We start from the raw sequence: 12,735 nt of genomic DNA, 5'->3' as shown, positions 1-12,735 counted from the left end.
AATTTAACGTAAAAAACAATCATTTAATCGATTTTTATTAATGTATTCTTTTGCAACTTAGTGTGTTTTAGTCTTTTATATATCACAATTCTATTCAAAAATAAATTTACACCGTATACTAAAAAACAACGTTTTTTTATAATTATATTTACAACATATGGAGTTAGCTAAAATAAAATTAATTGCAACAGATATGGATGGCACTTTGCTAAACTCTAAACACGAGATTAGCACATTATTCTTTAAACTGTTTAAAAAACTACAAGAACATAATATAATTTTTGTTGCCGCAAGTGGCAGACCTTATTATGGAATGATTGATAAATTAGAAGTTATTAAAGATGATATTATTGTTGTTGCCGAAAATGGAGGTTTAGCTCTAGAAAACAACACGATATTTATATCTAACCCAATTGAAAAGAGCAATCTTAAAAAAATTATAAACTTAATAAGTACTATTGATAATGCGCATCCTGTTTTTTGTACGCGGCATAAAGCGTATGTAATGAGCAATTCTACACCTCTATTAAACTTACTTTCTGAGTATTATAAAAATTATGAGATTATTGATAATCCTGAAGTTATTACAGAAGACGTTTATAAAGTTGCTCTATTTCATGAAGAAAGTTCTGAGAAGTATATTTATCCAACAATCAAGGAACTTGAAAGTGATTTTAAGGTGAAGCTTTCAGCGACACATTGGGTAGACATTTCTGAAAATTCTGCTAATAAAGGTAGCGCCATAAAACATATACAAGACACATACAATATTAGTTATCAAGAAACTATGGCTTTTGGGGATTACAATAATGATTTAGAAATGTTAGAAAATGCCTATTTTAGTTATGCCATGGAAAATGCGCATCCGCTAGTAAAAGCCACAGCAAGATTTGAAACCAAAAGCAATAATAATTTAGGTGTAGAAAAAATACTTGAAGAAGTTATATTTGAAAAGGAAAAATTAATAAACAAATTTTAAGTTTTATAATATAGAACGCAACCTTTGTTTATTTTTACCATCTATTATATACAAAAACGTGTTTTTAATATGAAAATTAAGTTTTTAATACCAATTACCTTTCTGTTTTTATGTTTTGGATGTAGTGTAGATAGTAATGATAATACCCAAGATTTTAAGCAAGAGACAGCACAGATTTTTCAGTGGCATTTAATTAATGTATCTGGAGGTTTTGTAGGTGTAGATATTGATTATGATATGGATACTATTATATGGGTTTTTAATGTAGATTCTGTAGGTAGTGGATCAATTGAAATACAAAATAATAATACCGATGACACATTAGAGGACGCATTTGATACGGGTGTATACTCTGTTTCTATCCCCGTTTATGATGCGCAATCCATATTATTTGTTAATGGCGATGAGTTTGCTGGTGTACTAACACCTACTGATGATGATTTAGTACTCAATACAAATATTACATCCAGAGGAAATATAGGATCAGATGGTTTTGTGTATACGTTTAAAAGAAAGGTAATTATTGTCAATTAAGTTTTTTGCTTTTTCTTTTTGGCAGCAGGAAACAAAACATTATTTAAAATTAAACGGTAGCCTGGTGAGGTAGGGTGTAAATCAAGTTCTGTTTTCGGGTCTCCCACGCGGTGTTGATAATCTTCAGGATCATGGCCACCATAGAATGTAAAAAAGCCTTTGCCTTTAATACCATGAATATATTTAGCTTCTCCGTTGGTCTTATTTTCTCCTAAAACCAATACATTAGATTTCACCTCGTCTCTGGTAAATGCTGTAGTTTGCCCCATAAATCCTTTAACTAAAGCTGTATGATTTTGGCATAGCATGGTTGGAATAGGATCCCATTTTGCTGAAAATTCCATTAAAGAAAAATAATCTGCTGTTTTAGAAATTGCGCGTTTACGTGTCGTATCTAAAGATGAAAACTCATATATTTTAGGACTTCTTTCCAGTAAAAAATTAGTAAAAGCAAATGTTTTATTAAAGTCAATTTTATTTTGATACGCTGGATCACTACCATCACCATCAAACATGGGCTCACAGATATCAACGCCTTCGGCAGCAAGTGCAATATCAAAACTATCTGTAGCGCTACACATGGCAAACATAAATCCGCCACCTAAAACATAGTTTCGTATTTTAAGTGCAACATCAAGTTTTGCATCTGATACTTTAGCGTAGCCTAGTTTAGTTGCCAAAGCTTCCGCCTCTTTTTTTTCTTGAATATACCATGATGAAGATCGGTACATGCCATAAAATTTACCATACTGGCCTGTAAAATCTTCATGATGTAAATGCAACCAATCGAAGAGTAATAGTCCATCGTTTAAAACTTCTTCATCATAAATAGTTTCATAAGGGATTTCGGCATATTTTAATACCATAGTTACAGCATCATCCCAGGGTAACTTGCCTTTTGGTGTATATACAGCTACTTTTGGTGCTTTTTCCAAAACTACAGCTTCCATATTCATACTAGGGCTAGCAATTTCTTCTAGAATACTCTCTGCTTTCGCATTAGATATCACTTCAAAAGATACACCTCTAATTTGACATTCTTGTTGTATAGCTTCGGTATCTGGCAGTAAGAAAGCACCACCTCTATAATTAAGTAGCCATTTAACTTTAAGTTGTTTTTCTAAAGTCCAAAATGTAATGCCATAGGCCTTTAAATGGTTTTTTTGACCGTCAACATCCATAGGTACAAGGATGTAAGAGGCATAGGATTTTACACTGAGAAATAATAAAACAATAAATATTAGGGACTTTTTCATTGTGTGAAAGATAAATAAAAAAATCAGGCTTAATAATTAATCAAATGTTAAAAAGGTACATCGTTATCATCCTCTTCGTTAAACGAACTACCAAAAGCTTGATCTGGACTAGCAGTAAAGTTGTCAGCTTTAAAAGTATCATCATTAGCTGCAGCATTCATTTTACTATGAAATTCAAACGGAGAATCGAAATCATCAAGATTATCAAACTTACCTAAATGCCCAATAAATTTCAGACGAATATTTTCCAAGCCACCATTTCTATGTTTTGCTATAATAAATTCTGCTTGTCCTTCAGTTGGTGATCGCTCTTCATCATCCCACTCATCAATTTTATAATACTCTGGTCTATAAATAAAACTTACAATATCTGCATCTTGCTCTATGGCTCCAGATTCACGTAAATCTGATAATAAAGGTCTTTTACTGCCGCCACGTGTTTCTACCGCACGTGACAACTGCGATAAAGCTATTACAGGTACATTTAATTCTTTAGCTAATGCTTTAAGGTTTCTAGATATCATAGAAATTTCCTGTTCACGATTCCCTGCATGACTACTACCACCAGTCATTAACTGTAAGTAATCAATCATTATCAGTTTTATACCATGCTGTGATGATAAACGACGTGCTTTTGCTCTTAAATCAAAAATAGAAAGCGAAGGTGTATCATCAATAAACAGTGGAGCTTTTTCTAAATCTTTAACCTTTACGTTAAGTTGTTCCCATTCGTGCTTTTCAAGTTTACCTGTTCTTAATTTTTCAGATGACAAGCCTGTTTCGCTAGAAATTAAACGCGTAATTAATTGTACAGAAGCCATCTCTAAAGAGAAAAATGCTACTGGAACTTTTTGATCTACCGCAATATTTCGTGCCATAGAAAGTGTTAGCGCCGTTTTACCCATACCAGGTCGGGCTGCTACAATAATCAAATCTGATGGTTGCCAACCAGAGGTTAGCTTATCAAGTTTATGTAGCCCAGTGGGGATACCACTTAAACCTTCTTTATTAGAAATCTCCTCAATTTTCTTTTTAGCTTGTATAACTAATTCTTGAGCAGTTTCACTAGATTTTTTAATATTGCCTTGAGTAACTTCGTATAATTTAGATTCTGCTTTGTCTAATAAATCAAAAACATCCTTAGTTTCATCATAAGAATCTTCAATAATTTCGTTTGAAATTTTTATTAAACTACGTTGAATAAATTTTTGAAGGATGATACGTGCATGAAACTCAATATGCGCAGATGAAGCTACTTTTTGAGTTAAAGAAATAAGGTAAAAATCGCCGCCTACCATTTCTAATTTTGCATTTTTCTTTAACTGTGTAGAAACGGTTAATAAGTCTACAGGCTCACTACCTTCAAACAACTGAAAAATGGCTTCGAAAATGAGTTGATGCGCCTCTTTATAAAATGCATCAGGACTTAAAATATCAATAACCTCATCTACACCTTTTTTATCAATCATCATAGCACCTAACACAACTTCTTCTAAATCAGTAGCTTGTGGTGGTATCTTCCCTTTCTCAAGATTGATTAATGTACTCTTATCTACTTTATATCCCGATATTTGGTTAGGTTGTTTCATCCCTACGAAAGTATATAAATAATGTGTGTGATTTTAAAAATATGTGTTTTGATTGTACACGCAGTATTAACAAAACAACTGTTGATAACTAAATTATATTGTGAATAACCACAAAAAAAAACTGAAGTTTTCACTTCAGATTTTTTAGCTTTTGGTTTTAAAGGAGTTATCCTTTATAAACTCCCATATTGGAATATTTTTCCATACGTTGATGTACTAAATCTGTTGGTGATAAGTTTTTTAATTCCCCATAATGCTTTTCTATGGCATTAGATATACTTTTAAATGTTTTGTCTCTATCTCTATGAGCTCCTCCAACTGGTTCTTTAATTATAGCATCAATTAACTTAAGTTTTTTCATGTCTGTTGCTGTAAGCTTTAATGCCTCTGCTGCAGTCTCTTTATATTCCCAGCTACGCCATAAAATAGATGAACAAGACTCTGGTGATATTACTGAATACCACGTATTTTCTAACATTAATACACGATCTCCAACGCCAATGCCTAATGCACCTCCAGAAGCACCTTCGCCTATTACTACAGTAACCACAGGCACTTTTAAACGTGTCATTTCTAAAATATTCCTAGCTATGGCTTCTCCTTGTCCACGCTCTTCAGCTTCCAAACCAGGGTAAGCACCTGGAGTATCAAGTAGTGTAACAACAGGAATACCAAATTTTTCGGCGGACTTCATTAATCGCAATGCTTTACGATACCCTTCAGGGTTAGCCATACCAAAGTTTCTATATTGTCGTGTTTTGGTGTTAAATCCTTTTTGCTGACCTATAAACATGTAGCTTTGGTCTCCAATTTTACCTAAACCACCTATCATTGCTTTATCATCTTTAAAGCTTCTATCTCCATGTAATTCTAAGAAAGAATCACCGCAAATAGCTTTTATATAATCTAAGGTATATGGTCTATCAGGATGCCTAGAGAGTTGCACACGTTGCCAAGGCGTCATGTTTTTATAAATATCTGTAGTTGTTTTTTTTAGCTTTTGCTCTATTTGTTCGCAGGTTTCGGTAACATCAACATCACTTTCCTCTCCAATCACTTTACATTTTTGAAGTTGTTCTTCTAGCTCCTTTATAGGTAATTCAAATTCTAAATATTCCATAAGAATTTAATTTATTTTTTAGTTAGTACACAAAACTAAGGAAATTATTTTGTTTCAATTTTAGAAATTAACTTATTTGTTTTCTTTTAAAGACGTGCTTGTTTTTTAAAATACCATTTAACAGTACAGTTCCTATAATAATGAATGCACCATAATAAAATTCTGCACTCATTTTTTCGCTCTCAGGATATAATGTTAATGCTATTAGAATACCATAAACAGGTTCTAAATTATAAGTTAACACAACAGTATAGGGACTAATAAGTTTCATAACATACACAGATGCTATAAAAGCATAAGCAGTACAAATTGATGCTAAAATGAATAATAACCAAAAATCCTTAGCGCTGATATTAAAAAAATCAACAGAAAAACCTCCTTCAAAAAAAAATATAAATACAGAAATAAATAACACACCGCTAATAAATTCGTAAAAAGAAATAACTGTAGCTGAATGTTTTTTTAAAAAAACACCATTTAAAACTGCAAATAATGATGAGAAAAAAGCAGATGAAATCCCTAATAAAATCCCCGTTAAATATTTTATTTCACCTTTTGTAATGATAAAAACGCCAATAATTACTAGTATACCAAATAGTATTTCGTAGCCTATAATTTTTCTTTTATAAAATATAGGTTCTATAATGGATGCAAAAAATGCACCAGTAGAAAACATTGCTAATGCTATAGAAATATTTGCAGCATCTATGGCTGCAAAAAAAGTTATCCAATGTAATGCAATGATAATGCCTGCAAAGGATAAATTAATTATTGACCTTTTATCTATTTTTAATGTAATATTTCTAAATTTTATAAAAAGAAACATTAAAACTGCTGCCATAGACATACGAAACCAAACTAGAGGAATTGCTGTAATTGAAATTTCTTTTCCTAAAATGGCCGTAAAACCTGCAATAAAAACTAAAAGATGTAAATGAAGGTAATTTTTAAGTTTAGGTTTAATATGAAATAGTGTATCCATTTTAGCTTACTCTTTGGTGCGTAAACTTCGTTAAAAAGCTTCAATTTAGCTACTACTATATCTACGCTTTTGGTATAATTAATATACAAAACAGCTACGTTAATTCTGTATATTCTATTTCATATTAAAACTTAGCGTTTGGCTTTATATAATAGATATACTGCTAAAATACCAAATATGAAATTAGGAAACCAGACTGCAATTATTGGTGGAAAATTGGATTGTTGTGCCATAACACCAAATATTTTGTCGAAAAACACAAATATCATTGCAATACAAATACCCAATGCTAAGTTAACACCCATACCACCGCGACGTTTTATAGAAGACACTGCTACAGCAATGATGGTTAATATAAAAATAGAAACTGGTAAACTCCATTTTCTATATAACACCAATTTATAACGCCCAATATTAGATGAGCCTCTAGCTTCTTCCTTTTTTATAAACTTGGTTAATTCGGGATAAGATAATGTTTCTGCTATGTAAATTACTGGAGTTAAATCTTCGGCTTCAAAAGAAAACAATGTGTCTTTTCGTCTTACTATATCTAAAGTATCACCTAAAGGGCCTACGTTTCGCTTAACATAATCTATTAACCTGTAGGTTGAGTCTCTATCAATATATCTAATACTTTTTGAGCTAATTTTATATTTTAATGTATTATTTTCTAAATGCTCTAAAGTAAAATTTTGACCTAATTTATTTTTTGAATCATAACTGCTCACATAAATAAAATCAGTGTCATTTATTTGTCGGTATACATTTTTACCATCAACTGCGCTCTTACCTTTTTTAAAATATTTATAATCAAATTCGTTAAAACCTTTACTCGCTTCGGGGGCTAAAAACATACCTAAAAACAAAGCAAAAGCAGCCGTTATTGTAGCGCCGTAAATATAGGGTCTTAAAAATCTTGAAAAGGAAACACCAGAGCTTAAAAACGCAACAATCTCTGTATTATTTGCTAATTTTGAAGTAAACCATATTACAGATAAAAAAAGAAATAATGGAAAAAGAAGATTTGCAAAATAAATGGTAAAATCTAAATAAAATAACGCCACTTCATTAAAAGGCACGTCGTTATCTAAAATTTTACCTATTTTTTCAGCTAAATTTACTGTAATTCCTATTGGGATAAACAGTAAAAGCATCATCAAAAAGGTGAATAAATAGCGCTTTAATATGTACCAATCTAATATTTTCATAATCTCCCTATCTCAAATTCTAAAAGGGTATATTTCATTTTAAAGTCTATTATCCATTTGTTTTACCATACTATTTTTCCATTCGGCAAAATCTCCTGCTAAAATATGCTTTCTTGCCTCGCGAACCAACCACATATAAAATCCTAAATTATGGATAGTTGCTATTTGCTTTCCTAACAACTCATTTACTGTAAATAGATGACGTAAATAGGCTTTACTGTATTCGGTATCTACAAAAGTAATAGCCATATCATCAATAGCAGAAAAATCGTCTGCCCACTTTTTGTTTTTAATATTTATGGTACCATGTGCGGTAAACAGCATACCGTTTCTTGCATTTCGTGTTGGCATTACACAATCAAACATATCTATACCTAACGCAATATTTTCTAAAATATTGATTGGTGTGCCAACACCCATTAAATATCTGGGTTTATCTTCTGGCAAAACGTTGCATACTACCTCTGTCATAGCATACATTTCTTCGGCTGGTTCTCCAACAGATAATCCACCAATAGCGTTTCCTACTGCACCAGCATTAGCTATGTATTCTGCAGATTGTATTCTTAAATCTTTATAAGTACCACCTTGAACAATTGGAAAAAAAGCTTGTTTATAATCATATTTTAAAGGTGTTTTTTCTAAATGATTGATGCATCTATCCAACCAACGATGCGTCATATGCATCGAGCGTTTTACGTAATTATAATCGCAAGGATACGGTGTACATTCATCAAAAGCCATAATAATATCAGCACCAATACTACGCTGTATTTCCATAACGTTTTCTGGGGTAAATGTATGGTAGCTCCCATCAATATGCGATTTAAATTTAACACCTTCCTCTTTTATCTTTCTATTAGCAGAAAGTGAGTATACTTGATAACCTCCAGAATCGGTTAAAATATTTCTATCCCAATTCATAAATTTATGAAGCCCACCTGCTTTTTCAATAATTTCTGTTTGAGGGCGTAAGTATAGATGATAGGTATTTCCTAAGATAATATCTGGATTTATATCATTCTTTAGTTCTCGCTGGTGCACTCCCTTTACAGAAGCTACAGTGCCAACAGGCATAAATATAGGCGTTTCAATCACGCCATGGTCTGTTGTTATTTTTCCTGCACGTGCTTTACTTTGCGTATCCTTTGTATTTAATTCAAATTTCATAAATCTTATAAACCAGAAAGCAAACCTACATATTTTAAATCAAAAAAAACAGACTTATTAAATCTACTTAAACCTTTAGTAAATTTATTCAAAATACCACTTTATTTTGTTTGTAAACCTATCTCAATACCCTATTTTTGTGGCGCAAAAAATAATCACTTAACATGCCAAACATTAAACACTTAGAAGATATCTGTACTCAGGTTAGAAGAGATATCTTAAGACAAGTTCATAAGGTAAATTCTGGGCACCCAGGAGGTTCCTTAGGTTGTACTGAATTTTTCGTTGCACTTTACAACGAAATTATGGAAAGAAAAGATACATTCGACATGGATGGAATTGGAGAGGATTTGTTCTTCTTATCTAACGGACACATTTCTCCTGTTTGCTACAGTGTATTGGCAAGAGCTGGTTATTTTCCAGTTGAAGAATTAAATACATTTAGACTTATAAATTCGCGTTTACAAGGTCATCCTACAACCCATGAAGGTTTACCAGGAATACGAATAGCATCTGGATCTTTAGGTCAAGGTATGTCTGTAGCCTTAGGTGCTGCACAAGCTAAAAAATTAAACAATGACGATAATATTGTTTATACATTACATGGTGATGGTGAGTTACAAGAAGGACAAAACTGGGAGGCAATTATGTATGCTGCTGGGAAAAAAGTAGATAACCTTATTGCTACCATAGATTTAAACGGACAGCAAATTGATGGGTCTACCGATGATGTTTTACCTATGGGCAGCATTAAAGGTAAGTTTGAAGCTTTTGGCTGGACAGTATTAGAAATTGAAGAAGGCAATAACCTTGAGGCTATTTTGGCTGGTATGGCTAAAGCTAAAGCAGAAACTGGAAAGGGAAAACCTGTTTGTGTATTACTTAAAACTATAATGGGTAATGGTGTAGATTTTATGATGCATACACATGCGTGGCATGGTAAAGCACCAAATGATGAACAATTAGCCCTTGGATTAAAGCAAAACCCAGAAACTTTAGGCGATTACTAAACCACTTATTTAAAAAAAAATGAAAACATATACATACACAGAAAAAAAAGATACAAGAAGTGGTTTTGGTGCAGGTTTAACAGAGCTTGGAAGAACTAACCCCAATGTGGTAGCGCTTTGTGCTGACTTAATTGGGTCTTTAAAGATGAACGAATTTATTAAGGAAAACCCAGAACGCTTTTTCCAAATAGGAATTGCAGAAGCTAACATGATGGGTATTGCAGCTGGTTTAACCATTGGTGGTAAAATACCATTTACAGGTACTTTTGCAAACTTTTCTACGGGTCGTGTTTACGATCAAATTCGTCAATCTATAGCATATTCAGGTAAAAACGTAAAAATATGTGCATCGCATGCTGGTTTAACTTTAGGTGAAGATGGTGCAACACACCAAATTCTTGAAGATATTGGTATGATGAAAATGCTGCCTGGAATGACAGTAATTAACCCTTGTGATTTTAATCAAACGAAAGCAGCTACTATAGCCATTGCAGAATATGATGGCCCTGTTTACTTACGTTTTGGTAGACCATCTGTTCCTATTTTTACACCTGCTGATCAAAAATTTGAAATTGGTAAAGCCATAAAATTTACAGAAGGTACAGATGTTACAATTGTGGCTACTGGTCACTTAGTTTGGGAAGCATTAGAAGCCTCAAAAGCTTTACATGAGCAAGGTATTTCTGCTGAAGTAATAAATATACATACTATTAAACCGCTTGATGAAACCGCTATTTTAGAATCTGTTGCAAAAACAGGTTGTGTGGTTACTGCTGAGGAGCATAACGTTTTGGGTGGATTAGGAGAAAGTGTTGCTAGAGTATTAGCAACAAATAATCCTGCACCACAAGAGTTTGTTGGTACAAATGATACTTTTGGAGAATCTGGCACACCTGCACAACTCATGGAAAAATATGGTTTAAATAGTGCAGCCATTATAGAAAAAACAAAGGCCGTATTAAAGAGAAAATAATTTAATAGTACTAGCTTATATTAAAGGTTCTCTCAATTTTTTTGAGAGAACCTTTTTGTTTTATTCTATATTTCTTAAAATAATTAACGTTTGGCAACGTTTTTGATTATGGAGAAAACATCAAATCTTAAAACGAATAATTATGAAACGAACAAATGAATTACAAAACGAATTAAAAGCACAATTTTCTTCAATCAAGGTTGTGTTACTTCTAACGGCTTTAACCTTCCTTTCTTTATCTAGTTTTGCCCAAACTCAGGCAGGTTTTGGTTTAAAAGGTGGATTAAACTACAATGGAAATGGTGATTATTTTGAATCTATTAACGCTAATGCTGAAAATCCTGATAGAAATATTGGCTTTCATGTTGGTATTTTCGGAAAAATAGGTAAAGATATTTATTTACGTCCAGAGCTAGTTTACACGAGAACCAAAAGTGATTATAGAAACGATAGTTTTCAACTAACTAAGTTAGACGCACCAGTATTATTAGGTATTAAAGTATTAGGGCCCATTAGTGTATTTGCAGGCCCATCGTTTCAATATATTTTAGATTCTGAATTTGATAGTATTACTATAAACGATGTTGAAAACGATTTTTCAGTAGGTTTAAATTTTGGTATTGGCTTAAACTTTAAAAAACTAGGGATTGATTTAAGGTATGAAAGAGGTTTTAATAATAACGAAGCTACATTTATAAATACTAACGTAGGTAGTGTTGAAAGTAGATTAGATACCAGACCAGATCAATTAATTTTAAGTTTATCGTTATTACTGTAAACCAAATTGTAATTAAAAGACACATTTACAGAAACAAAAAGCTCATCATATGGTGAGCTTTTTGTTTTTGTATTATTTATAAAATTCTGTGTTCTATGATTCAGGATCTAAATATCTAGGTAAACCATTTGGCCCTATATCATTCATTGGGTTACCATCTCCATTTTCATCCTCATCTATTGTTAATATCCCATCACCATCATCATCAACATCAACATAATCAGGTAAGCCATCACCATCAGTATCATCATCAGTATCTGTGTTATCTGGGTCAATAATAAACTCATTATCATTATTTAAATCTTCTAAATAACTAGGTACACCATCATTATCATGATCTACTATAAAGCTTTGTAACAATTCAAATTTAAAAATTAATGGGGCGTATAATGGTATACCACTATTTGTTGGTGGATTAGCAAAATAAGACAATCCAGAAGGTAAAAACATAACGCCAGTACCATGGTTGGTAAAAGAAAATGTGCCATCACCATTATTGGTTAATGACTCTGATACTTTAAACATAGGAAACACTTTTCTCCATCCACTTATAGTTCCTGCTACTGTTGCACCATCACCAACTAAATTTAAATCAACTGGTGTTACTGCGCTATCAAATACTGATCCATCAAGTAAAGAACCTTGATATACAACCCTAACCCTATCAGAAAAATTTGGAGATGTAGTACCGCCACCTTTGTTTAATTCTAAGATATAATATTCGTATTCAGTTTCTGCAAAAGTTGTTGTTATTACCTGTACTGCATCATTTGTATCATCATTATCATCAGTATATAATATTCTGTCTGTTGCGTTTGGTAGCACACCATTTGCTGGTACTTCTCCAATAATTAAATCATCAATTTTAGGATTAGTACTTCCCTCAAAATCTCCAGCATTGTAATAATGTGTGGTTAAATATTCTAGTAAAGAAATATTGTCTGCAAGTTGCTGTTCGCCTCTATCTCTTATCGTTTGGGTAGGTAATTGTTGAAGGTCATCATCATTTTCGCATGATATAAAAATAGATATTGTACATAAGAGCAATAAACCAATTTTCCTTAAACTCATAATTCCGTATTTTTGAGGCGCAAGATACAATATTAATGCAATCTTGTGCAATAACATTAACGTTA

General features: G+C 32.3%; 12 protein-coding genes. 5 read left to right on the top strand and 7 right to left on the bottom strand.

Annotated elements, in window-relative coordinates; genetic code table 11:
• Positions 1–157 precede the first annotated feature (157 nt).
• The gene (locus tag ACKGJY_RS08800; protein WP_413973510.1) at positions 158–979 is read left to right on the top strand and encodes an HAD family hydrolase; all 822 of its coding nucleotides are present in this window, start codon (positions 158–160) and stop codon (positions 977–979) included.
• Positions 980–1,048: 69 nt separating this feature from the next.
• Positions 1,049–1,513, top strand: coding sequence for a hypothetical protein (locus ACKGJY_RS08795; RefSeq protein ID WP_413973509.1), 465 nt, complete (start codon positions 1,049–1,051; stop codon positions 1,511–1,513).
• On the opposite strand, the gene ACKGJY_RS08790 is transcribed toward ACKGJY_RS08795, so the two are convergent.
• The 6 genes from ACKGJY_RS08790 to tgt form a co-directional block, all read right to left on the bottom strand.
• On the bottom strand, positions 1,510–2,694 hold the full coding sequence (locus ACKGJY_RS08790) for an asparagine synthetase B (protein WP_413973752.1): 1,185 nt from the start codon (positions 2,692–2,694) through the stop codon (positions 1,510–1,512). The two genes, ACKGJY_RS08795 and ACKGJY_RS08790, sit on opposite strands and share 4 nt — an antisense overlap.
• A gap of 122 nt (positions 2,695–2,816) precedes the next feature.
• Entirely contained in the window at positions 2,817–4,358 is a 1,542-nt protein-coding gene (gene dnaB, locus ACKGJY_RS08785; protein ID WP_413973508.1) for a replicative DNA helicase, read from the bottom strand.
• Positions 4,359–4,524: 166 nt separating this feature from the next.
• The gene (locus ACKGJY_RS08780) at positions 4,525–5,478 is read right to left on the bottom strand and encodes an acetyl-CoA carboxylase carboxyltransferase subunit alpha (RefSeq protein WP_413973507.1); all 954 of its coding nucleotides are present in this window, start codon (positions 5,476–5,478) and stop codon (positions 4,525–4,527) included.
• Positions 5,479–5,545: 67 nt separating this feature from the next.
• Positions 5,546–6,460: a DMT family transporter gene (locus tag ACKGJY_RS08775; protein ID WP_413973506.1), complete on the bottom strand. Its 915-nt coding sequence runs from the start codon at positions 6,458–6,460 to the stop codon at positions 5,546–5,548.
• 131 nt (positions 6,461–6,591) lie between these two features.
• On the bottom strand, positions 6,592–7,668 hold the full coding sequence (locus ACKGJY_RS08770) for an LptF/LptG family permease (protein ID WP_413973505.1): 1,077 nt from the start codon (positions 7,666–7,668) through the stop codon (positions 6,592–6,594).
• Positions 7,669–7,707: 39 nt separating this feature from the next.
• Positions 7,708–8,838, bottom strand: a complete 1,131-nt coding sequence (gene tgt / locus ACKGJY_RS08765) for a tRNA guanosine(34) transglycosylase Tgt (RefSeq protein ID WP_413973504.1) — start codon at positions 8,836–8,838, stop codon at positions 7,708–7,710.
• Positions 8,839–9,002: 164 nt separating this feature from the next.
• Between tgt and ACKGJY_RS08760 the strand changes: the two genes are divergently transcribed.
• From ACKGJY_RS08760 to ACKGJY_RS08750, 3 genes are all read left to right on the top strand, one after another.
• Positions 9,003–9,848: a transketolase gene (locus ACKGJY_RS08760; protein WP_413973503.1), complete on the top strand. Its 846-nt coding sequence runs from the start codon at positions 9,003–9,005 to the stop codon at positions 9,846–9,848.
• A 19-nt stretch (positions 9,849–9,867) separates the two neighbouring features.
• On the top strand, positions 9,868–10,821 hold the full coding sequence (locus ACKGJY_RS08755; protein WP_413973502.1) for a transketolase family protein: 954 nt from the start codon (positions 9,868–9,870) through the stop codon (positions 10,819–10,821).
• 142 nt (positions 10,822–10,963) lie between these two features.
• The gene (locus ACKGJY_RS08750) at positions 10,964–11,599 is read left to right on the top strand and encodes an outer membrane beta-barrel protein (RefSeq protein WP_413973501.1); all 636 of its coding nucleotides are present in this window, start codon (positions 10,964–10,966) and stop codon (positions 11,597–11,599) included.
• A gap of 93 nt (positions 11,600–11,692) precedes the next feature.
• Here the strand turns inward: ACKGJY_RS08750 and ACKGJY_RS08745 are convergent, their stop codons facing one another.
• On the bottom strand, positions 11,693–12,670 hold the full coding sequence (locus ACKGJY_RS08745; protein ID WP_413973500.1) for an FKBP-type peptidyl-prolyl cis-trans isomerase: 978 nt from the start codon (positions 12,668–12,670) through the stop codon (positions 11,693–11,695).
• Positions 12,671–12,735 lie beyond the last annotated feature (65 nt).

The sequence above is a fragment of the Hyunsoonleella sp. 2307UL5-6 genome (assembly GCF_047345485.1).
GTDB lineage: Bacteria > Bacteroidota > Bacteroidia > Flavobacteriales > Flavobacteriaceae > Jejuia.
Note: the sequence above shows the minus strand (reverse complement) of the source record. Positions and strands in the feature narration are given on the sequence as shown.

Excerpts from the sequence above, each read along its gene's own strand:
- ACKGJY_RS08755 (WP_413973502.1), top strand. The coding sequence starts at position 9,868 with ATGAAAACATATACATACACAGAAAAAAAAGATACAAGAAGTGGTTTT.
- dnaB (WP_413973508.1), bottom strand. The coding sequence starts at position 4,358 with ATGAAACAACCTAACCAAATATCGGGATATAAAGTAGATAAGAGTACA.
- ACKGJY_RS08770 (WP_413973505.1), bottom strand. The coding sequence starts at position 7,668 with ATGAAAATATTAGATTGGTACATATTAAAGCGCTATTTATTCACCTTT.
- ACKGJY_RS08800 (WP_413973510.1), top strand. The coding sequence starts at position 158 with ATGGAGTTAGCTAAAATAAAATTAATTGCAACAGATATGGATGGCACT.
- ACKGJY_RS08795 (WP_413973509.1), top strand. The coding sequence starts at position 1,049 with ATGAAAATTAAGTTTTTAATACCAATTACCTTTCTGTTTTTATGTTTT.
- ACKGJY_RS08760 (WP_413973503.1), top strand. The coding sequence starts at position 9,003 with ATGCCAAACATTAAACACTTAGAAGATATCTGTACTCAGGTTAGAAGA.
- ACKGJY_RS08780 (WP_413973507.1), bottom strand. The coding sequence starts at position 5,478 with ATGGAATATTTAGAATTTGAATTACCTATAAAGGAGCTAGAAGAACAA.
- ACKGJY_RS08745 (WP_413973500.1), bottom strand. The coding sequence starts at position 12,670 with ATGAGTTTAAGGAAAATTGGTTTATTGCTCTTATGTACAATATCTATT.
- ACKGJY_RS08775 (WP_413973506.1), bottom strand. The coding sequence starts at position 6,460 with ATGGATACACTATTTCATATTAAACCTAAACTTAAAAATTACCTTCAT.
- tgt (WP_413973504.1), bottom strand. The coding sequence starts at position 8,838 with ATGAAATTTGAATTAAATACAAAGGATACGCAAAGTAAAGCACGTGCA.
- ACKGJY_RS08790 (WP_413973752.1), bottom strand. The coding sequence starts at position 2,694 with ATGGATGTTGACGGTCAAAAAAACCATTTAAAGGCCTATGGCATTACA.
- ACKGJY_RS08750 (WP_413973501.1), top strand. The coding sequence starts at position 10,964 with ATGAAACGAACAAATGAATTACAAAACGAATTAAAAGCACAATTTTCT.